This window comes from Cellulomonas humilata (genome assembly GCF_013359775.1).
In the GTDB taxonomy this organism is placed as follows: Bacteria; Actinomycetota; Actinomycetes; order Actinomycetales; family Cellulomonadaceae; genus Cellulomonas; species Cellulomonas humilata.
The window spans coordinates 66,085-85,113 of sequence record NZ_JABMCI010000044.1 but is presented as its reverse complement, the minus strand read 5'-3'; the positions used below and the strand labels follow the sequence as shown (position 1 = coordinate 85,113).

The 19,029-nt window shown below is 72.9% G+C and carries 20 protein-coding genes and 3 tRNA genes; 13 read left to right on the top strand and 10 right to left on the bottom strand.

Annotated elements, in window-relative coordinates; all coding sequences use genetic code 11:
- Window positions 1-18: 18 nt before the first annotated feature.
- Complete coding sequence (locus HP550_RS03720; RefSeq protein WP_175346248.1) at window positions 19-1,029, bottom strand: LacI family DNA-binding transcriptional regulator; 1,011 nt, start codon at window positions 1,027-1,029, stop codon at window positions 19-21.
- A gap of 170 nt (window positions 1,030-1,199) precedes the next feature.
- On the opposite strand from HP550_RS03720, the gene purL reads away from it, so the two are divergent.
- The 4 genes from purL to HP550_RS03700 all read left to right on the top strand — a co-directional run bounded on the left by purL (window position 1,200) and on the right by HP550_RS03700 (window position 6,866).
- Window positions 1,200-3,563, top strand: coding sequence for a phosphoribosylformylglycinamidine synthase subunit PurL (gene purL, locus HP550_RS03715; RefSeq protein ID WP_175346247.1), 2,364 nt, complete (start codon window positions 1,200-1,202; stop codon window positions 3,561-3,563).
- 162 nt (window positions 3,564-3,725) lie between these two features.
- The gene (rsgA, locus tag HP550_RS03710) at window positions 3,726-4,739 is read left to right on the top strand and encodes a ribosome small subunit-dependent GTPase A (RefSeq protein ID WP_343047963.1); all 1,014 of its coding nucleotides are present in this window, start codon (window positions 3,726-3,728) and stop codon (window positions 4,737-4,739) included.
- A 182-nt stretch (window positions 4,740-4,921) separates the two neighbouring features.
- On the top strand, window positions 4,922-6,295 hold the full coding sequence (locus HP550_RS03705; RefSeq protein WP_175346246.1) for a glycoside hydrolase family 6 protein: 1,374 nt from the start codon (window positions 4,922-4,924) through the stop codon (window positions 6,293-6,295).
- Between the two features lie 115 nt (window positions 6,296-6,410).
- Window positions 6,411-6,866 (top strand): hypothetical protein, encoded by a 456-nt coding sequence (locus tag HP550_RS03700; protein WP_175346245.1) that lies wholly within the window; start codon window positions 6,411-6,413, stop codon window positions 6,864-6,866.
- Window positions 6,867-6,868: 2 nt separating this feature from the next.
- Here the strand turns inward: HP550_RS03700 and trpS are convergent, their stop codons facing one another.
- Window positions 6,869-7,843, bottom strand: a complete 975-nt coding sequence (trpS, locus tag HP550_RS03695; RefSeq protein ID WP_175346244.1) for a tryptophan--tRNA ligase — start codon at window positions 7,841-7,843, stop codon at window positions 6,869-6,871.
- Between the two features lie 243 nt (window positions 7,844-8,086).
- Here trpS and HP550_RS03690 point away from each other — a divergent pair, with 243 nt between their 5' ends.
- Genes HP550_RS03690 through purM form a run of 4 tightly spaced genes read left to right on the top strand, consistent with a single transcriptional unit; the run spans window position 8,087 to window position 11,592 of the window.
- Complete coding sequence (locus HP550_RS03690; protein WP_175346243.1) at window positions 8,087-8,467, top strand: sterol carrier family protein; 381 nt, start codon at window positions 8,087-8,089, stop codon at window positions 8,465-8,467.
- A 25-nt stretch (window positions 8,468-8,492) separates the two neighbouring features.
- On the top strand, window positions 8,493-8,867 hold the full coding sequence (locus HP550_RS03685; RefSeq protein WP_210767617.1) for a histidine kinase: 375 nt from the start codon (window positions 8,493-8,495) through the stop codon (window positions 8,865-8,867).
- 50 nt (window positions 8,868-8,917) lie between these two features.
- Window positions 8,918-10,465, top strand: coding sequence for an amidophosphoribosyltransferase (purF, locus tag HP550_RS03680; protein ID WP_175346242.1), 1,548 nt, complete (start codon window positions 8,918-8,920; stop codon window positions 10,463-10,465).
- A 14-nt stretch (window positions 10,466-10,479) separates the two neighbouring features.
- Window positions 10,480-11,592, top strand: coding sequence for a phosphoribosylformylglycinamidine cyclo-ligase (purM, locus tag HP550_RS03675; protein ID WP_175346275.1), 1,113 nt, complete (start codon window positions 10,480-10,482; stop codon window positions 11,590-11,592).
- 88 nt (window positions 11,593-11,680) lie between these two features.
- Here the strand turns inward: purM and HP550_RS03670 are convergent, their stop codons facing one another.
- Window positions 11,681-11,893 (bottom strand): DUF3073 domain-containing protein, encoded by a 213-nt coding sequence (locus tag HP550_RS03670; protein ID WP_175346241.1) that lies wholly within the window; start codon window positions 11,891-11,893, stop codon window positions 11,681-11,683.
- 502 nt (window positions 11,894-12,395) lie between these two features.
- On the opposite strand from HP550_RS03670, the gene HP550_RS03665 reads away from it, so the two are divergent.
- Window positions 12,396-12,605 (top strand): BldC family transcriptional regulator, encoded by a 210-nt coding sequence (locus HP550_RS03665; RefSeq protein ID WP_175346240.1) that lies wholly within the window; start codon window positions 12,396-12,398, stop codon window positions 12,603-12,605.
- A gap of 112 nt (window positions 12,606-12,717) precedes the next feature.
- Here the strand turns inward: HP550_RS03665 and HP550_RS03660 are convergent, their stop codons facing one another.
- From HP550_RS03660 to HP550_RS03635, 6 genes are all read right to left on the bottom strand, one after another.
- Window positions 12,718-13,026 carry a DUF3618 domain-containing protein gene (locus HP550_RS03660; protein WP_175346239.1) on the bottom strand — a complete coding sequence of 103 codons (309 nt, stop codon included), beginning with the start codon at window positions 13,024-13,026 and terminating at the stop codon, window positions 12,718-12,720.
- A complete protein-coding gene (locus tag HP550_RS03655) occupies window positions 13,023-13,433 on the bottom strand; it encodes a phage holin family protein (RefSeq protein WP_175346238.1) in 411 nt (136 codons plus the stop codon). The genes HP550_RS03660 and HP550_RS03655 overlap by 4 nt, the downstream gene beginning before the upstream one ends.
- Before the next feature lie 95 nt (window positions 13,434-13,528).
- The gene (locus HP550_RS03650) at window positions 13,529-13,969 is read right to left on the bottom strand and encodes a phage holin family protein (protein ID WP_175346237.1); all 441 of its coding nucleotides are present in this window, start codon (window positions 13,967-13,969) and stop codon (window positions 13,529-13,531) included.
- A gap of 117 nt (window positions 13,970-14,086) precedes the next feature.
- A tRNA-Phe gene (locus HP550_RS03645) sits at window positions 14,087-14,159 on the bottom strand.
- 56 nt (window positions 14,160-14,215) lie between these two features.
- A tRNA-Asp gene (locus tag HP550_RS03640) sits at window positions 14,216-14,289 on the bottom strand.
- 42 nt (window positions 14,290-14,331) lie between these two features.
- Window positions 14,332-14,404 (bottom strand) — tRNA-Glu (locus tag HP550_RS03635).
- A gap of 148 nt (window positions 14,405-14,552) precedes the next feature.
- Between HP550_RS03635 and HP550_RS03630 the strand changes: the two genes are divergently transcribed.
- The 3 genes from HP550_RS03630 to HP550_RS03620 are packed head-to-tail and all read left to right on the top strand — an operon-like array spanning window position 14,553 to window position 16,743.
- Window positions 14,553-14,906: a metallopeptidase family protein gene (locus HP550_RS03630; protein WP_175346236.1), complete on the top strand. Its 354-nt coding sequence runs from the start codon at window positions 14,553-14,555 to the stop codon at window positions 14,904-14,906.
- Window positions 14,907-14,910: 4 nt separating this feature from the next.
- Window positions 14,911-15,822, top strand: coding sequence for a cation diffusion facilitator family transporter (locus HP550_RS03625; protein ID WP_175346235.1), 912 nt, complete (start codon window positions 14,911-14,913; stop codon window positions 15,820-15,822).
- A 9-nt stretch (window positions 15,823-15,831) separates the two neighbouring features.
- Complete coding sequence (locus tag HP550_RS03620; RefSeq protein ID WP_175346234.1) at window positions 15,832-16,743, top strand: LLM class flavin-dependent oxidoreductase; 912 nt, start codon at window positions 15,832-15,834, stop codon at window positions 16,741-16,743.
- Here HP550_RS03620 and galE read toward each other — a convergent pair whose 3' ends face one another.
- Window positions 16,744-17,703, bottom strand: coding sequence for a UDP-glucose 4-epimerase GalE (galE, locus tag HP550_RS03615; protein ID WP_175346233.1), 960 nt, complete (start codon window positions 17,701-17,703; stop codon window positions 16,744-16,746). It abuts the gene before it with no gap.
- A 183-nt stretch (window positions 17,704-17,886) separates the two neighbouring features.
- On the opposite strand from galE, the gene HP550_RS03610 reads away from it, so the two are divergent.
- A complete protein-coding gene (locus HP550_RS03610; RefSeq protein ID WP_175346232.1) occupies window positions 17,887-19,026 on the top strand; it encodes a polyprenyl synthetase family protein in 1,140 nt (379 codons plus the stop codon).
- Window positions 19,027-19,029 lie beyond the last annotated feature (3 nt).

Sequence of the window (19,029 nt, the reverse complement as noted above, 5' to 3'; positions counted from 1 at the left end):
AGCCCCTCGTGGGGTCTGTCAGGGGTGCGTGCCGCAGCTGTCGCGGACCACCAGGTCGGTGGCGAGCGACTCGTGCCGCGGCGTCGTGCGGTGTCCTGTGATGCGCTGGTCGAGCACCTCGGCGGCAAGTGCCCCGAGCGTGCGCATCGGCTGGCGGACGGTGGTGAGGGCGGGGCGGGCGTGGCGCGCGGCCATGACGTCGTCCCAGCCGGTGATGGCGACGTCGACGCCGACCCGCAGGCCGACCTCCTCCGCCGCGACGATCGCTCCGAGGGCGATCTCGTCGTTGGCGCAGACCAGGGCGTCGGGACGCTCCGGGCCTGCGAGCAGCGCCGCCGCGACGCGCGTGCCGGACGCCTCGTCGAACAGGCACGGCGTCACGGTGGGCTCGATGCCGTGCTTGCCCAGGCCCTCGCGGACCCCGCGCCACCGCTCGGCGACGTCGGGCGACTCCTCGGGCGAGCCGAGGAACGCGATCCGGCGGAACCCGTGCCCGGCGAGGTGCTCCCCGAGGGCGCGTGCGGCGCTGAGCCCGTCCGCGCGGATGGAGTCGGCGGCGCCGACCTCGGGCCGGGCGACGACCACGACGGGGAGCCCGAACGCGGTGAGCTCCTCGATCACGTGGTCGGGGACCGTGCGGCCGAGCAGGACGAGCCCGTCGACTCGCCGGGCCAGGTCGCGCACGGAGGACTCGGGGTCGTCGCGGCCGTGGGTGGCCAGGACGAGCACGCTGCGGCCGAGCCGCGAGGCGGTCTCCTCGTACCCGAGCAGCACCTCGGCGTAGTACGGCCCGGACAGGTCCGGGAACACGATGCCGTTGGCCGCGTGCGTGCGGGCAGCGAGCGAGGTGCCGGCGTGGCTGGGGCGGAACCCGAGCTCCGCCACGGCGGCGAGCACCTTGGCCCGGGTCGCGTCCGACACGGGAGCGGAGCCCCGCAGGGCGCGGGAGACGGTGGCGATCCCGACGCCGGCACGCGCGGCGACGTCGTAGATCGTCACCGCTGCCGGGTCCGTAGGAAGCGCTTTCATGTGAGGACGGTCACACACCCGGACGAGTCGTGCAACTCGGACGACCCGGACGCAGGCCCGGGCTCCCGTCCACCGCCGGTATCCTGTGCGCGTCTGCCGACGTCGGCCGGGCCTGCTCGCGCCACCGGGCACGCGCGCCGCCGAGCCACGGGTCTCCACCGAGGGAATCGATGACCACCGCACCTGCGCGCGCCCCCCAGACCGACACCGTCGACGTCGCCGCTGCGACCCCGGACCAGGAGCAGCCGTTCGCCGAGCTGGGCCTCAAGCCGGACGAGTACCAGCGGATCCGCGACATCCTCGAGCGCCGCCCCACGGCCGCCGAGCTGGCGATGTACTCGGTGATGTGGTCGGAGCACTGCTCGTACAAGTCGAGCAAGAACCACCTCCGCCAGTTCGGCGACAAGACCACGCCGGCCATGAAGGAGCACCTGCTCGTCGGCATCGGCGAGAACGCGGGCGTCGTCGACATCGGTGACGGCTGGGCGGTCACGTTCAAGGTCGAGTCGCACAACCACCCGTCCTACGTGGAGCCCTACCAGGGCGCGGCCACGGGCGTCGGCGGGATCGTGCGCGACATCATCTCGATGGGCGCGCGCCCGGTCGCGGTCATGGACCAGCTGCGGTTCGGCGCCGTCGACCACCCCGACACGGCCCGCGTGGTGCACGGCGTCGTGGCCGGCGTCGGCGGCTACGGGAACTCCCTCGGCCTGCCGAACATCGGCGGCGAGCTGGTGTTCGACGCCTCCTACCAGGGAAACCCGCTGGTCAACGCGCTGTGCCTGGGCGTCCTGCGGCACGAGGACATCCACCTGGCCAACGCGTCGGGGACGGGAAACAAGATCGTCCTGTTCGGCGCCCGCACGGGTGGCGACGGCATCGGCGGCGCCTCCATCCTGGCGAGCGAGACGTTTGACGACACCAAGCCCTCGAAGCGCCCGTCGGTGCAGGTGGGCGACCCGTTCATGGAGAAGGTGCTCATCGAGTGCTGCCTCGAGCTCTACGCCGCGCGCGTGGTCGAGGGCATCCAGGACCTCGGTGCCGCCGGCATCTCCTGCGCCACCAGCGAGCTGGCGTCCAACGGGGACGGCGGCATGCACGTCGACCTCGAGAACGTGCTGCTGCGCGACCCGTCCCTGACCGCCGGCGAGATCCTCATGTCGGAGTCGCAGGAGCGCATGATGGCCGTCGTCCGGCCCGACCAGCTCGACGAGTTCCTGGCCATCACCGGCAAGTGGGACGTCGAGACGGCCGTGATCGGCGAGGTCACCGGCACGGGCCGCCTGACCATCGACCACCACGGCCTGCGGATCGTCGACGTGGACCCGAAGACCGTCGCCCACGAGGGCCCGGTCTACGACCGCCCGTACGCCCGGCCGGCGTGGCAGGACGCGCTCAACGCGGACACCACCGCCGCCCTGGCGAAGCCGTCGTCGAACGCCGAGATCCGCGCGACCGCCCTCCGGCTGCTGGCCAGCCCCAACCTGGCCTCCAAGGCGTGGGTGACCAACCAGTACGACCGCTTCGTGCAGGGCAACACCGCGCTCGCGCAGCCCGACGACTCCGGCGTCATCCGGGTCGACGAGTCCACCGGGCTCGGCGTCGCGCTCGCCACCGACGCCAACGGCCGGTACGCCAAGCTCGACCCGTACACGGGCGCGCAGCTGGCCCTCGCGGAGGCGTACCGGAACGTGGCGACGACCGGCGCCCGGCCGCTGGCCGTGACCGACTGCCTGAACTTCGGCAGCCCCGAGCACCCCGACTCCATGTGGCAGCTGGTCGAGGCCATCCGCGGCCTGGCCGACGCGTGCCAGGTGCTCGAGGTCCCGGTCACGGGCGGCAACGTGTCGCTGTACAACGGCACGGGGGAGCCCGGCCTGATCGACTCGGCCATCCACCCGACCCCGGTGGTCGGCGTGCTCGGCGTGCTCGACGACGTCGCCGACGCCACCCCGTCCGGCTGGACCGCTCCCGGCCAGGCCGTCTACCTGCTGGGCACCACGCGCCCCGAGCTGGACGGCTCCGCCTGGGCCGACGTCATGCACGGCCACCTCGGCGGACTGCCGCCCGCGGTGGACCTGGACGCCGAGCGCCGGCTCGCCGCGGTCCTCACGCACGCCAGCCGCGACGACCTGGTCGACGCCGCCCACGACCTGTCCGAGGGCGGCCTGATCCAGGCGCTCATCGAGTCGAGCCTGCGCTACGGCGTCGGGGTCCAGGTCGCCCTCGACCCGATCTGCGAGCGCGACGGGGTCACGCCGTTCGAGGCGCTGTTCTCGGAGTCGACCGCCCGCGTGCTCGTCGCGGTGCCGCGCTCGGAGGAGGTCCGCCTGGTCGACCTCTGCACCGCGCGCGGCGTGCCCGCCCTGCGTCTGGGCGAGACCGCCGAGTCGTGCTCGCCGGGCGCCGGCACCCCGGTCGACGAGTCCGACCACGTGCACGGCCCGGCCGTCGAGGTCCAGGGCGTGTTCACGCTGCCCCTGGCGGAGGCCCGCGAGGCCCACGAGGCGACCCTCCCGCACTGGTTCGGCTGACAACCCGCTCCGCGGCCGCGACCGCGTCGGCTCGCGCGAGAACAACCTGGGTGGCGTTCTCGACCCGGAGAACGCCACCCAGGTTGTTCTCGACGCCCTAGGCGGCAGTTGCAGCCGGTATTTCCGTGGTGCGTGGGCCGGGCCGGCTCCTACCGTCGAGGTGTGCCAGCTGATCTGTTCCGCGTGGTCCGTGCCGACAAGGGTGCGGTCCTCGTGCTGCCCGCGGACGGTCTCGACGGCGCGCACGAACCCCGTCGGCTGACGCTGGACCGGGACGGCCTGGTCGCCACGGACGACGGCGACCGGCTGGCCCCGACGGTCGGCGACTGGCTGCTGGTCGACGAGGGTGCCACCGTCCTGCGAGCTCGCACGACCGCCCTGGTCCGGGACACCGCGGGCGCCACGTCCCGCGTGCAGGCGCTCGCGGCGAACATCGACATCGTCCTCGTCGTGGAGCACCTCGACCCGGACCCCCACCTCGGCCGCATCGAGCGGCTGCTCACGCTGGCGTGGCGGTCCGGTGCGCAGCCCGTCGTCGTGCTCACCAAGGCGGACCTGGTCCCCGACCCCGAGGGCATGGCTGCCGAGGTCGCCGCGGTGGCCCTCGCTGTCGACGTGCACACGGTCAGCGTGCCCACCGACCAGGGCCTCGACGCCCTGCGCGCGCTCCTGGCGCCGGGCACCACGCTGGTCGCCGTCGGCCCGTCCGGCGCGGGCAAGTCGACCCTGGTCAACGCGCTGGCCGGCCACGACGTCATGGAGACGGGGGAGCGGCGGTCCGACGGGCGCGGCCGGCACACCACCACGCACCGCGAGCTGGTCCCGCTGGCGGGCGGCGCGATGCTCATCGACACCCCCGGCATCCGCGGGGTCGGTGTGGTCGCGGACGCCGACGCCCTCGACACCACGTTCGCGGACGTCGCCGGGCTGGCGGCGGCGTGCCGGTTCGCCGACTGCCACCACACCGGCGAGCCGGGCTGCGCGATCCAGGAGGCGCTGGACAGCGGGGAGCTGCCGGAGCGCAGGCTCGACAGCTGGCGTCGACTGGCCAAGGAGGCCGCGTACCAGGCCCGCCGGTCGGACGTCCGGCTGCGCGCCGAGGAGCGGGACCGGTGGAAGAAGATCACCAAGGAGTACCAGCGGGGGATGCGCGGGCCCGGTCGGCCCCGCAGCTGAGCCGCTCGCGGAAGCGCATCGACGAGGCCTTTCGGGTACCTAAACGTTTCGAATCGTGCCGTGCGCTCGCCAGAGGGTCTCGTCGTCGGGTTTCCTCGTCGGGACCGGGGTGCGGCGTCGTCGACGAGGACGTGGGCCGGCCCTGACCAGAACTGGCCCGAGCTGTCGTCCCGAGGAGATCCATGCCCACCCGCAGAACCGCCACCGCGCTGCTCGCCGCCGCGGCCGTCGCGGTGGCCGGCCTGACCGCCGTCACCGCCGCCACCGCCGCGCAGGCCGCCACCGGCTGCAAGGTCGAGTACCGGATCACCAACCAGTGGGGCGGAGGATTCGGCGCCGACGTCTCGGTCACCAACCTGGGCGACCCGGTGAGCGCGTGGACCGTGGGCTGGACGTTCACGGCCGGTCAGAAGATCACGCAGCTGTGGAACGGCACGGCGAGCACCAGCGGCTCCGCGGTCTCGGTGGCGAGCCTGCCGTACAACGGCTCGCTGGCCACGGGCGCCAAGACGAGCTTCGGCTTCAACGGCTCGTGGAGCGGCTCCAACCCGGTCCCGGGCGCGTTCACCGTCAACGGCACCGTGTGCACCGGCACGACGCCGACGACGACCCCCACCCCGACCACGACCCCCACACCCACCCCGACCCCGACGGTGACCGTGACACCCACACCGACCCCCACACCGACCCCGACCCCGACGCAGACCCCGCAGCCGACCAGCGGCTTCTACGTCGACCCGACCACGCAGGGCTACCGCGCCTGGCAGTCGGCGAGCGGCACCGACAAGACGCTGCTCGCGAAGATCGCGCTGACGCCCCAGGCCTACTGGGTGGGCAACTGGGCCGACCCTGCGCACGCCAAGGCCGAGGTCGCCGACTACACCGCCCGCGCGGTGGCCGCCGGCAAGACCCCGATGCTCGTCGTCTACGCCATCCCCGGCCGTGACTGCGGCTCGTACTCCGGCGGCGGCGTCGCCGAGAGTGCCTACGCGGCCTGGATCGACACGGTCGCCTCCGGGATCACGGGCAACCCGTACGTGATCCTCGAGCCCGACGCCCTCGCCCAGCTGGGCGACTGCTCCGGCCAGGGTGACCGGATCGGCTTCCTCAAGTACGCCGCCAAGTCGCTGACCCTCAAGGGCGCCCGCGTCTACGTCGACGCCGGCCACTCGTCGTGGCTGCCCGTGAGCACCGCGGTGAGCCGCCTCAACCAGGTGGGCTTCGAGTACGCGGTCGGCTTCGCGCTCAACACGTCGAACTACCAGACCACCGCGGCGTCGAAGACCTACGGCCAGCAGATCTCGCAGCAGCTGGGCGGCAAGAAGTTCGTCATCGACACGTCGCGGAACGGCAACGGCTCCAACGGCGAGTGGTGCAACCCGCGCGGCCGGGCGCTCGGCGAGAAGCCGACGCTGGTCAACGACGGCTCGGGCCTCGACGCCCTGCTCTGGGTCAAGCTGCCCGGCGAGTCCGACGGCACCTGCAACGGCGGCCCGTCCGCCGGTGCGTGGTTCCAGGACATCGCCCTGGAGCTGGCGCGCAACGCGACGTGGTGACCGGCTGACGCGAGGGCCTGCGGGGTTCGTCCCCGCAGGCCCTCGTGCGTCGGCGACCGGGTGACGCGGGACGGGATCGACGCCCTCCCGGCACGGCACCGGGCACCATCGGGGGATGAGACAGCCGATCGCCGTCGCGCTGGTCGCCGCGGTCGCGCTCGTCGCGGGCTGCTCGGGCGAGCCCCCGGATCCCTACGACGACACCGCCGACTGCAACCACCTGTACACGCGCGGCGACCCGGGACTCGGTGCCGGTTACGGGTACTCGGAGGAACCGCACCCCTTCGGCACGCCAGTTCCTGTGGTGGTCTGCCTCGGCGGCCGCGGGGGCACGGTCCAGCTGCTCGCCGAGGGCACGGGCGTGACCGTCACCCCCGAGGTCGGCTCGGTGCCGGAGGAGACGCTCAACGGGCTGCACCAGATCGTCTTCGAGGTCACGGTCGAGCAGGGTGCCTCGGCCGCGCTCGCGGTCGAGTCGGTCGGCGTGTCGTACGGCGGCCCGGCGATCACGAGCGACGACGAGGCCGGGACGTGGCGGCTGAGCGGCTGGGGCGACCGCGAGTTCGGCTGACGTCACGCGTAGACCATCCCCATGAGCTCGCGGACGTCACGGATCGTGGCGTCCGCGAGCTCGTTCGCGTGCGCGTTGCCGGCCGTGAGGATCTCCGCGACCAGCCCGGGCTCGGCGGCGAACAGGGCGCGGCGGGCGCGCAGGGGCGCGAGGTGCTCGACGAGGGCGTCGGCAGTGACCGCCTTGAGGTGGCCGGAGCCACGGGAGCCCACCTCGTCGGCGATCACCTCCGGCGGGACGCCCGTGCACAGCGACGCCAGCAGGAGCAGGTTGGCCACCTCGGGTCGCGACGCTGGGTCGTAGGTGATGTGCCGGTCCGTGTCGGTCTTCGCGGACCGGATCGCGCGGACGGTCTCGTCGGCGGTCGCCCGCAGCGCGATGCCGTTCCCGTTGCTCTTGCTCATCTTGCGGCCGTCGGTGCCCAGCACCGTCGGCGCCTCGGACAGCAGCGCCTCGGGCTCGGTGAAGCAGGCGCCGTACCGGGCGGTGAACCGGCGCGCGATCGTCCGCGTGATCTCCAGGTGCGGCAGCTGGTCCCTGCCCACCGGCACGACGTCCGCGTGGCAGAAGAGGATGTCGGCGGCCTGGTGGACCGGGTACGTCAGCAGCAGCCCGGACAGGGACCTGCCGGAGTCCGCGAGCTCCTGCTTCACGGTCGGGTTCCGCTCCAGTTCCGCCGCGCTGACCAGTGACAGGAACGGGAGCATCAGCTGGTGCAGGGCGGGCACCGCGCTGTGCGTGAAGATCGTGGCCGCGTCCGGGTCGATCCCCGCGGCGAGGTAGTCGAGGACGATCTCGCGCACGTTGCTCGCGATGTCGCCCGGCGACTCCCGGTCGGTGATCACCTGGTAGTCGGCGAGCACCAGGAACGTCTCGACGCCGGACTGCTGGAGCCGGACGCGGTTGGCCACGGTGCCGAACAGGTGGCCGAGGTGCAGCGGGCCGGTGGGGCGCTCGCCGGTGAGCATGCGGGTCATGAGGACTCCTCCAGGGGGGCGTGAGCCGCGCACGTGCCCGGAGACAGCGATGCCCCCGACGCCGCGTGAGCAGCTCGGGGGCAGGACGACCGCGGGCTGCGTCTAGTGCAGCCAGCGCCAGGTCGTCGAGGACATGGACTGGATGCTAGCCGACGGCGATCGGGGCAGTCTGCGACGAGAGCGGCAGCATCAACTGCCGCGCTCGTCGGGAAGTGCTGCGCTCGGGCGGGGCACAATCGCGTCATGCCTCCCCGCCGCCGCACCGACCCCGCCGACGGCCGCGCCGCGCTCGCGGTCTGGCGGGCCGACCCCGATGGCGTCCCGACGCCCGCGCGGCGCGCCGCGGTCCGGTTCACGCTCGAGGAGCTGGCCGAGGTGGCCCCGGGCAACGCGGTCGAGGTGCGGGTCCCCCCGGACGGCGCGGTGCAGGCGGTCGAGGGACCTCGTCACACCCGCGGCACGCCGCCGAACGTCGTGGAGACCGACGCCCAGACGTGGCTGGCGCTCGCCACCGGCGTGCTGACCTGGGACGACGCCGTCGACACCGGCCGGATCCGCGCGTCGGGCGAGCGTGCCGACCTGCGCGAGTGGCTCCCGCTGCAGGCCGCCCGGACCCGCGACTGACCCCGTGCTGACCTACGATCACGGGGTGCCCGACGACCCCCAGCCCGACCCGAACCCCGAGCCCGTCCTCGACGCGCGCGGCGTGCCGATCCCCTCGGAGCAGGAGCTCGCGGCGGTCGCGGAGCCGGCGACGGTCCGCCACGCGCCCAAGTACGGGGCGTTCATCACCGCGGGCGCCCTCGTCGGCGTCGTCGTCGCCCTGGTCCTGGTCGCGATCATCCGGCCCGCGGCGCCGTGGGTGTCCGACGGCTCCGGCTTCATCTCGTTCCTCGACGGCGAGGGTGCGGTGCGCACGGTGATGGCCGTGGCGGGGGCCGTGCTCGGCGGGTTCGTGGGCGGCGCGCTCGCCGTGCTCGCGGACCGCCGCAGCGTCCGCCGGGCGGTCCGCACCGACGTCTGAGGGCTGGGCGCGTTCCGTGCGCGCCTGGTGGCGTGTGCGACCATAGGTGCGTGGCCCCCCGCGCAGACGGACGTCTGAACCACGACCTCCTCCCCAACGAAAAAGGCCCCCAGGACGCTTGTGGCGTCTTCGGTGTGTGGGCCCCCGGTGAGGAGGTCTCCAAGCTCACCTACTTCGGCCTGTACGCGCTGCAGCACCGTGGCCAGGAGTCGGCGGGCATCGCCACCTCCAACGGCCAGCAGCTGCTCGTCTACAAGGACATGGGCCTCGTGTCCCAGGTGTTCGACGAGACCGCGCTGAACGCCCTCCAGGGGCACATCGCCATCGGGCACACGCGCTACTCGACCACCGGTGGCAGCACCTGGGAGAACGCGCAGCCGACGCTCGGCCCCACGGCCGCCGGTACCGTGGCCCTGGGCCACAACGGCAACCTCACCAACACCGCCGAGCTGGTGGACCTCGTCGCCGAGCGCTACGGCAGCCAGCGCCGCGGCGAGCTCGCCCGCGGCAACACCACGGACACCGCGCTGATCACCGCGCTGCTGGCGGGGGACCCGGACCACACCCTCGAGGCCACCGCGCTCGAGGTGCTCCCGCGCCTGCGCGGCGCGTTCAGCCTGGTCTTCATGGACGAGCACACGCTCTACGCCGCACGCGACCCGCAGGGCGTCCGCCCGCTGGTGCTGGGCCGTCTGGAGCGCGGCTGGGTGGTGGCCAGCGAGACGCCCGCGCTGGACATCGTCGGCGCCTCGTTCGTGCGCGAGATCGAGCCCGGCGAGTTCATCGCCATCGACGCCGACGGGCTGCGCAGCAGCCGGTTCGCCAAGGTCGACCGCGCGGGCTGCGTCTTCGAGTACGTCTACCTGGCCCGCCCGGACACCTCGATCGCCGGTCGGTCGGTGCACGCCGCGCGGGTGGCCATGGGCCGACGCCTCGCCGTCGAGCACCCCGTCGAGGCCGACCTGGTCATCCCCGTCCCGGAGTCCGGCACGCCCGCGGCCGTCGGCTATGCGGCCGAGTCCGGCATCACGTTCGGCCAGGGGCTCACCAAGAACGCCTACGTCGGGCGCACGTTCATCCAGCCGTCGCAGACGCTGCGCCAGCTGGGCATCCGGCTCAAGCTCAACCCGCTCAAGGAAGTCATCCGCGGCAAGCGCCTGGTGGTCGTGGACGACTCGATCGTCCGCGGCAACACCCAGCGCGCGCTGATCCGGATGCTCCGGGAGGCCGGCGCGGCCGAGGTGCACGTGCGGATCAGCTCCCCGCCGGTCAAGTGGCCGTGCTTCTACGGGATCGACTTCGCGTCCCGCGCCGAGCTCATCGCCAACGGCCTGGGGGTCGATGAGATCGCCGCGTCGCTGGGCGCCGACTCGCTCGGCTACATCTCCCCGGAGGGGATGATCGCCGCCACCGAGCAGCCCGCGTCGCAGCTGTGCGCCGCGTGCTTCACCGGTCAGTACCCGATCGAGCTGCCGCCCGCGGACCGCCTGGGCAAGTTCCTGCTCGAGCAGAGCGAGCTGCCGCTGGGTGCCCCTGAGGACGGTCTGCTGTCGATCGTGCCGAGCGCCGGTGGCGCGAGCGCGCTGGACCACCCGTGAGCGGCGCGCAGGGCATGCAGGTCACGTATGCCACCGCCGGGGTCGACACGGAGGCCGGCGACAAGGCCGTCGAGCTGATGAAGGACGCCGTCCGCGCGACGCACGGCCCGCAGGTGCTCGGCGGGGTGGGCGGCTTCGCAGGCCTGTTCGACGCCAGCGCCCTGCTGGCCTACCGCAAGCCGCTGCTGGCCACCTCGACCGACGGCGTCGGCACCAAGGTGGCCATCGCCCAGGCGCTCGACATCCACGACACCATCGGGTTCGACCTGGTGGGCATGGTCGTGGACGACATCGTCGTGGTCGGCGCAAAGCCCTTGTTCATGACCGACTACATCGCGTGCGGCCGCGTGGTGCCCGAGCGGATCGCCGGCATCGTGCGCGGCATCGCGGCGGCCTGCTCGGTGGCCGGGACCGCCCTCGTCGGCGGCGAGACAGCCGAGCACCCCGGCCTGCTGGGTCCCGACGAGTACGACGTGGCCGGTGCCGCGACCGGCGTGGTCGAGGCAGACCGGCTGCTGGGCCCCGAGCGGGTGCGTGCCGGCGACGTGCTGCTGGCGCTCGGCTCGAGCGGCCTGCACTCGAACGGCTACTCGCTGGTGCGCAAGGTGGTCTCCGTGGCCGGCTGGACGCTGGACCGCCACGTCGACGAGCTGGGCCGCACGCTGGGCGAGGAGCTCCTGGAGCCCACCCGCGTCTACGCGAGCGACTGCCTGGCGCTCGCCGAGCGCGCAGGCGTCGCCGGCCTGCACGCGTTCAGCCACGTCACCGGCGGCGGCCTCGCGTCCAACGTCGCACGCGTGCTGCCGCAGGGGCTGGTCGCAGACATCGATCGCGGCGGCTGGACGCTGCCGCCCGTGTTCTCGCTGGTGCAGCGCCTGGGTCAGGTGCCGTGGACCGACCTCGAGGGCACGCTCAACCTGGGCGTGGGCATGGTGGCGATCGTCGCGGCCGACGCCGTGGCGGGGGTGCTCGCGCACGCCGCCGAGCTGGCGCTGCCGGCGTGGGAGCTGGGCACCGTCCGGGACGCCGACCCGCACACCGACGTGGTGGGCGCGCCGGGGTTCGTCGCCGGCACCAAGGGCGTGCACGGCGGAGCCGTCCAGCTCACAGGTGCCTACCGGGTCTGACGGCGCACGTGCGCACACGCGCGCACCACCCCGAGGGATGGTGCGGTGCGTGTGCGTGCCTACGCCTCAGCGCAGGTGATGCGAACGGTCAACGATCGTCGTCCGACCAGCGTCGGTACTCGTCGCTGTCGTCGTCAGTGTCCGTCTCCACGACCGCGCGAGGGCGGTTGTCGGTGACGACATCGTTGTGGCCGTGCGACGTGAGCTCCTGCTCGAGAGCTCGGTAGTTGGTATCCGGGCTGAAGTACTTCAGCTCCCGGGCCACCTTCGTCTGCTTAGCCTTCTGACGGCCGCGCCCCATGGCATCGACCCCCTCTTACGTGGATGCGGGGCGGCTCCGTGCTGACACGTGCGGCCCCGGGGTGCTGAATCGTCTCTTCGTGGGGCAACGGTACATGCTCGTTCGGTATTCCGACCACTCGCCCCGGGCGACGCGCGTCACGTCCGATCCGACGACCCACGAGGCGGGAGCAGGACCGGCGTCCAGCGCCCCGTGGACGGTCTGCGCGTCCTGGCGTGTATGACCGATTGGTCGGGTTTAGGCTGCTGGTACGGCAGAAGGCCGCGAAGTATGAGAAGTGCATGAGAGCACCGTGAAAGTTCGTTACGGGACCGTGTCCCGGAACGCGCTGTCTGAGGCTTTCGTTCATGCTAGTGGGGCGATGTCAGGTTTGGGCGCTTCAGCCCGTACCCTTACCAGACGAGAACGTTTCACACCCGCAGGACCCGCACCACTCGCACCTGAACTGGCCTGTTGCCGACTCCGTCGTCACGCAGGCCGCACGCTCGCCAGGAGGCAGCAGATGAACGCACACGCCACAGACTCCGAGTCCCTGCTCACTCCCTCGGAGGTCGCGACGCTGTTCCGGGTTGATCCCAAGACCGTCACCCGTTGGGCGAAGGCCGGGAAGCTGTCCTCGATCCGCACGCTGGGCGGTCACCGCCGGTACCGCGAGTCCGAGGTACGGGACCTGCTCAACGGGATCCCGCAGCAGCGCCCCTCCGAGGGCTGAACCACCGTTCCTGCCCCGCTGGGGCCGTCGACGTCGGTCGGCGCGCCCTGGTAGGTGAGCCAACGCGACGGCGTGGGCCGCGACGAAGCGCCCCACGCCGTCGTCGCGCGCGTCAGCCCTTGCGGCGCCCGGCCACGATGAGCGCCAGCAGCGCGGCGGCGCCGGCTGCGGCCCCGCCGAGCACGGCGAACGCCTTCTTGCGCGCCGCCGGATCGGCGTCGCTGTTCTTGGCGTCGCTCCACAGCTGACGCCCCGACTCCACCGCCCGGCCCGCCTGCGCACGCGGGTCGAGCCGCGCCACCAGCTCGTCGACGTTCGACGCCAGCTGCGCGCGGGTGAGCGCCAGCTCGGCTTCCAACGCCTCCATCTCGGGCGTGGTGAACGGCTTGGGGGCGTCCTTGGGCTTCGACTCGTCACTCATGCGGAGAACCCTGCCTTGACCGTCGCGATGTCTTCGTGGACGCCCTCGATCGCCTTGGCCGGCGTGGGGGGCGAGCCGGCCTTGATCCGGTTGATGCCGACCAGCACCAGGATCGCGATCACGATGGCCAGCAGGACGCAGACGATCAGCGCGGCGAGCCAGAGGTCCACCCAGAGGTCCAGGACGATGACCGTCAGCGCGATCCCGGCGGCGAGCAGGTAGAGCGCGAGCACCCCGCCCACGGCCACGAGAGCGGCACCGAGCCCGAGCTGCTGCGCCCGACCGGTGATCTCTGCCTTGGCGAGGTCGATCTCCGCGCGCACGAGTCGCGCGGCCTGCTCGCTGATCTCGGACACCAACTGCCCGAGCGACTTCTCGTCGCCCGGGGGTCCCGACTGGGTGGTCATGGGCACGGCCTCTCGTCTGCACATCCGTTGAGCACCCAGTCTGGTGGTCAGCGATGCCTGACGCGAGGGGAGAGGCCCTGATCAGCGGGGCAGTCTCAGTCCGCCCAGGGGTGGACCTGCTCCTCGGCGGGGTGCACGGGCTCGTGGATGCGGACGACCGAGACGGCCGGCCCCGGGGGGAGTCGTCGCCTGGCCCAGGCGGCGAGGCCCGCCCCGACGAGCAGCAGGGCGATGCCGACGAGCAGGGCCGCGAGCCAGGGGTCCACCGCGTGCGAGAGGCCCAGCACGGCGGCCGTGATGAGCAGTGCGATTCCGAAGAAGCTGACCAGAGCGGCCGCCGCGAACCCGAACGCTGCGGGCCGCACCTCGACCGCGCGCGCCCGGACGCTGCGCGTGACCGCGTCGATCTCCGTCTGCACGGCCTCGCGGACGTGGTCCTCGACCTGCTCGAACTTCTCGCGGGCGCGGTCCGCCAGAGGCTCCGTGAAGCGGTCGAAGAAGCTGCGGGGTCGGTCGGCGCCAGGCGTGCTGGCCATGAGGTCCTCCTCGGACGGCGTGCGGTGACCCCAGCCTAGGAGCAGAACGCCTGGTGGCAGAGTTGCCGCGCTCACGACGAAGCCCCGCCCCGGATGTACCGGGCGGGGCTCCTGATGTGGCCACTGGCAGGGTCGAACTGCCGACCTTTCGATTTTCAGTCGAACGCTCTACCAACTGAGCTAAGTGGCCGAAACGACGCGGCCCGGTCTCTGCTCATCACAGAACTGCTGACCGGGCGTATCGAGCGACCCCGACGGGACTTGAACCCGCGACCTCCGCCGTGACAGGGCGGCGCGCTAACCAACTGCGCTACGGGGCCTTGAACTGCAAGGCCGTGCTGCTCAACTGCTGATCCTGCTCGTACCCCCAACGGGATTCGAACCCGTGCTACCGCCGTGAAAGGGCGGGGTCCTAGGCCGCTAGACGATGGGGGCTTGTCCAACGCGAACATCCAACCCCCAACGCCGAGGCGCCGGATGACCGGTGATGAGCATACGGGTTCGACGGCCGGAACTCCAAAGCGGTGCGGCAGTGGCGGTCGTCACCCGGTTGCCGGTCCCGATGAGCAGGCAGGATGGTGCCATGGTCGACATGTCGCTCGCCGAGTTCGAGGATGCCGTTCGCGCCGCGCTGGACGAGATCCCCGACGAGCTGGCGGCCATGATGGACAACGTCGTCGTGCTGGTCGAGGACGAGGCACCCGAGGGCGAGGTCGAGCTGCTCGGTCTCTACGAGGGCACCCCGCTGACCGAGCGCGGCGAGTTCTGGGCCGCCGGCGCGCTGCCCGACCGGATCACGATCTTCCGGCTCCCCACGCTCGCCATCTGCGACGACCGCGCGGAGGTGGTGGAGGAGGTGGCCGTGACGGTCGTGCACGAGATCGCGCACCACTTCGGCATCGACGACGACCGCCTGCACGAGCTGGGCTGGGACTGACGCAGTGGGACACGACCACGCCCACGGGACGGCGGCACAGGCGCACCGGGGGCGCTTGCTGGCGGTGCTGGTGCTCACGCTCGTCGTGCTGGTGGTCGAGGTGGTCGGCGGGCTCGTCTCCGGGTCGTTCGCCCTGATCGCCGACGCCGGGCACATGCTCACCGACGCCGCCGGTGTGGGCCTGGCGCTCGGCGCCACCGCGCTCGCCGCCCGGCCCGCCACGGCCGCCCGCACGTTCGGGTGGCAGCGCGCCGAGATCCTGGCGGCGCTGGTGAACGGGTTGGTCATCGCGGCCGTCGGGGTCGGGGTGATCGTCGGCGGGATCGCGCGGATCCTGGCCCCCGGTGAGGTCGAGGCCGGGCTCATGCTCGCCGTGGCGGTCGTCGGGCTCGCTGCCAACGGAGTCGGGCTGGCCCTGCTGCGCCGCGGGCAGGGGGAGTCGCTGACCGTCCGGGGCGCCTACCTCGAGGTGCTGGGGGACCTGCTGGGGTCCGCGGCCGTGGTCGTCGCCGCGATCGTCGTGCTGGCCACCGGCTTCCTGCGGGCCGACGGGATCGTGTCCGTGCTCATCGGCCTGATGATCGTGCCGCGCGCGGTCGCCCTGCTGCGCGAGGTGGGCACGGTGCTGCTCGAGGCCACCCCGCGCGGGGTCGACCTGGACTCGATCCGGTCCCACATCTGCGGCGTCCCGGGCGTCCTCGGCGTGCACGACCTGCACGCGTGGACCATCACGTCCGGCGTGCCCGTGCTGTCCGCGCACGTCGAGGTGCCCGACGAGCTGCTGTCACGCGGCGAGGCCGGACGCGTGCTCGACGACCTGCGGCACTGCCTGGCCGGCCACTTCGACGTCGACCACTGCACGTTCCAGCTGGAACCGCCCTCCACCACGGGCCGCGAGCACCACGCGCACGCATAGGGTCGGCGCATGGTTGCTGTGGGGATCGTGCTGCTGCCGCAGGAGCGGTGGGCGTCGGCTCGGCGGAAGTGGGAGCAGGCCGAGGAGTGGGGCTTCGACCACGCCTGGACGTACGACCACCTGGCGTGGCGCACGCTCGTCGACCAGCCGTGGTTCGCCACCGTGCCGCTGCTGGCCGCCGCCGCGGCGGTCACCGAGCGGATCGCGCTGGGCACCTGGGTGGCGTCGCCGAACTTCCGGCACCCGGTGCCGTTCGCCAAGGACGTCCTGGGTCTCGACGACGTCAGCGGCGGCCGGTTCGTCCTCGGCCTGGGGGCGGGCGGTGAGGGGTTCGACGCCTTGGTCACCGGGGACCCGCCGACCCGCGGCGAGCGGACCCGCCGGTTCGAGGAGTTCGTCGGGCTGCTCGACTCGTTGCTGACGCAGCCCGTGACGTCCCACCAGGGGACGTTCTACCGGGCCGACGAGGCGCGGATGATCCCCGGCACCATCGCGCAGCCGCGCACGCCGTTCGTCGTCGCCGCCAACGGTCCCCGGACGATGACGCTGGCCGCGCGGTACGGGCAGGGGTGGGCCACCTACGGACCGGCGTACGCGACCGAGGACGTGCCGACCGAGCCCTCGGCCGCGCAGGAGCAGTGGTGGGCAGGTCTGGCGACGATGCTCGCGCAGCTGGACGCGATCGAGGCCTCCGCCAGGCCTGCGGGCGAGCCCCCGCTGCGCCGGTACCTCAGCCTGGACGGCGCGCCGATCTTCTCGATGACCTCGCCGGCTGTGGTGACCGAGGGGATCGAGCGCGCCGCGGCGCTGGGGTTCACCGACGTGGTGGTGCACTGGCCCCGCGCCGACGGGATCTACGCCGGCGACGAGTCGGTGCTGGAGGCCCTGGTCGACCAGCTCCCGAGGCTCCAGGCGCTCTAGCTAGTGGGCCTGGCGGGCTTCCCAGGCGCTGGTGACCATGTCGAGGAGGGTGTGGCGCATCTTCCAGTCCAGGTCGCGGGCCGCCAGCTCGCCCGAGGCCACGATGCGGGCCGGGTCACCCGGGCGGCGCGGGGCGGTCTCGGGCTCGAACGGGATGCTGGTGCCCTCGGCCATCGCGGTCATGATCTCCCGCACCGAGACGCCGTCGCCGGAGCCCAGGTTGTAGACGGGCTCCAGGGTGCGGCCGGCGGCGAGCGCTTGGGCCGCGGCGACGTGGGAGTCGGCCAGGTCCGCCACGTGGAGGTAGTCGCGGACGCAGGTGCCGTCGGGCGTCGGGTAGTCCGTGCCGTTGATGCGCGGGGTGCGGCCTTCCACCAGGGCGTCGAGCACCAGCGGGAAGAGGTTGTGCGGGCTGGTGTCGTAGAGCTCCGGGGTGGCCGACCCGACCACGTTGAAGTAGCGCAGCGACGTGTGGCGCAGGCCGACGGCGCGGCCCTGGTCGTGCAGCAGCCACTCGCCGATGAGCTTGGACTCCCCGTAGGGCGACTCGGGGGTGGTCGCCGTGGTCTCGGTGACCAGGGCGACGTCCGGGGTGCCGTAGACGGCCGCGGACGACGAGAACACGATGGCGTCGACGCCCTGCGCGGCCATGGCCTCGAGCAGGTGGGCGGTGCCGGTGACGTTCTGCTCGTACGTGTGCAGCGGGCGGTCCACCGAGACGCCGGCGTACTTGAAACCGGCCAGGTGCACGACGCCGACGATGCCGTGCTGGGAGAGCGTGTCCGCGACCAGGTCGGTGTCGAGGATCGACCCCTCGACCAGCGGCACTCCGTCGGGGACGAACGCCCGGTGCCCGCTGGACAGGTCGTCGAGGACCACCGTCTCCAGCCCGACCTGCCCGAACGCCCGCACCACGTGCGACCCGATGTACCCGGCACCCCCGGTGACCAGCCATGTCATGTCCCCGAGCGTACCGATGTCGGCGGGTCGGAAAGTTCGCCGAAGGTGCATCCGCCGACGGGCCTCGGACCGAAGAGGCTCGACAGGCGTGCGCGGTGGCGGACTCGGTGGCCCTCAGTAGGCTGAGGATCTCCTCCGCAGGTGCTCGCGGATCGGTTCCAGCAGCAGGGACAGGAGGGGCCGATGGCCGGGAAGTCAGGGGTCGCGCCAGTCGTCGCCGCGAGCGAGGACGTGCGCCAGGAGCCTGTGCGCACGGCGGACGCCGCCGACCTCGCCGAGGCGGTCGAGGGCGCGATGGCCGTCACGGCGACCGTCCTCCAGGACTTCGTCGAGGCGCGCGTCCGGCTGGCGGCGAGCCGGTCCGACGTCGCCGCACGCCTGTGGACGGACCTCGCGGGCGCCATCGGCGGCAAGCTCATGCGGCCACGGCTGGCCGTCGCCGCGTACCTCGGGCTCGGCGGGACGGACCCGGCGGCGATCGCGCCGGTGGCCGCCGCCATCGAGGTGCTGCACACCGCGATGCTCGTGCACGACGACCTGCTCGACCACGACGAGGTGCGCCGTGGGCGCCCCAACGTCGCGGGCTCCGCGCGCGGCCGCCTCGCGGGCACCGGCCTGGACGACCGGGCGGTGGACGACCAGGTGCTCGCCGCCGGCCTGCTGGCGGGTGACCTGGCGATCGCCTCGGCGTTCTCCCTGGTGGCGAGTGCGCCCGGGGACCGGGCGGCGCTGCTGCGCGTGGTGGGGCTGCTGGCGGAGGGCATCGAGACGACCGTCGTCGGCGAGCTGCTGGACGTGACCGCCGCCCTCTCCTCGCCGCGGGACGTGGACGCGCTCGCGGTGGCGGAGCTGAAGACCGCCGCGTACTCGGGCAGCCTGCCGCTGGTCGTCGGCGCGATCCTCGCCGGTGCCGACGACGAGCGGATCGAGCACCTCGCCGGCGTGGGGTCGGCGCTCGGGGTCGCGTTCCAGCTGACCGACGACGAGCTGGGCGTGTTCGGTGACCCCGCGGTGACGGGCAAGTCGGTGGTCTCCGACCTGCGCGAGGGCAAGCGCACCGAGCTCCTGCGGCGGGCGTACGCGATGACCGACGCGACCGGGTGCGCGGTGCTCGACGCGCACGTCGGCCGGCCCGACCTGGACGAGGCGGGGGCAGCAGCCGTGCGGGACGTCATGGTGTCGAGCGGAGCGCTGGACGCGGTCCGGGAGCTGACCCGGCGGACCGGGCTGCACGCACGGTCGCTGGCGGTGGGCAGCCTGCCGCAGCCGCTGGGGGGCTACCTTGTGGGCGTCGTCGACGATCTTGTCGGACGGGGTCACTGAGTG

What these genes read in the sequence shown, in the direction of transcription:
- HP550_RS03720 (WP_175346248.1), bottom strand. Translation starts at nt 1,029, where the DNA reads ATGAAAGCGCTTCCTACGGACCCGGCAGCGGTGACGATCTACGACGTC.
- purL (WP_175346247.1), top strand. Translation starts at nt 1,200, where the DNA reads ATGACCACCGCACCTGCGCGCGCCCCCCAGACCGACACCGTCGACGTC.
- HP550_RS03705 (WP_175346246.1), top strand. Translation starts at nt 4,922, where the DNA reads ATGCCCACCCGCAGAACCGCCACCGCGCTGCTCGCCGCCGCGGCCGTC.
- HP550_RS03700 (WP_175346245.1), top strand. Translation starts at nt 6,411, where the DNA reads ATGAGACAGCCGATCGCCGTCGCGCTGGTCGCCGCGGTCGCGCTCGTC.
- trpS (WP_175346244.1), bottom strand. Translation starts at nt 7,843, where the DNA reads ATGACCCGCATGCTCACCGGCGAGCGCCCCACCGGCCCGCTGCACCTC.
- HP550_RS03690 (WP_175346243.1), top strand. Translation starts at nt 8,087, where the DNA reads ATGCCTCCCCGCCGCCGCACCGACCCCGCCGACGGCCGCGCCGCGCTC.
- purM (WP_175346275.1), top strand. Translation starts at nt 10,480, where the DNA reads ATGCAGGTCACGTATGCCACCGCCGGGGTCGACACGGAGGCCGGCGAC.
- HP550_RS03670 (WP_175346241.1), bottom strand. Translation starts at nt 11,893, where the DNA reads ATGGGGCGCGGCCGTCAGAAGGCTAAGCAGACGAAGGTGGCCCGGGAG.
- HP550_RS03665 (WP_175346240.1), top strand. Translation starts at nt 12,396, where the DNA reads ATGAACGCACACGCCACAGACTCCGAGTCCCTGCTCACTCCCTCGGAG.
- HP550_RS03660 (WP_175346239.1), bottom strand. Translation starts at nt 13,026, where the DNA reads ATGAGTGACGAGTCGAAGCCCAAGGACGCCCCCAAGCCGTTCACCACG.
- HP550_RS03655 (WP_175346238.1), bottom strand. Translation starts at nt 13,433, where the DNA reads ATGACCACCCAGTCGGGACCCCCGGGCGACGAGAAGTCGCTCGGGCAG.
- HP550_RS03650 (WP_175346237.1), bottom strand. Translation starts at nt 13,969, where the DNA reads ATGGCCAGCACGCCTGGCGCCGACCGACCCCGCAGCTTCTTCGACCGC.
- HP550_RS03630 (WP_175346236.1), top strand. Translation starts at nt 14,553, where the DNA reads ATGGTCGACATGTCGCTCGCCGAGTTCGAGGATGCCGTTCGCGCCGCG.
- HP550_RS03620 (WP_175346234.1), top strand. Translation starts at nt 15,832, where the DNA reads ATGGTTGCTGTGGGGATCGTGCTGCTGCCGCAGGAGCGGTGGGCGTCG.
- galE (WP_175346233.1), bottom strand. Translation starts at nt 17,703, where the DNA reads ATGACATGGCTGGTCACCGGGGGTGCCGGGTACATCGGGTCGCACGTG.
- HP550_RS03610 (WP_175346232.1), top strand. Translation starts at nt 17,887, where the DNA reads ATGGCCGGGAAGTCAGGGGTCGCGCCAGTCGTCGCCGCGAGCGAGGAC.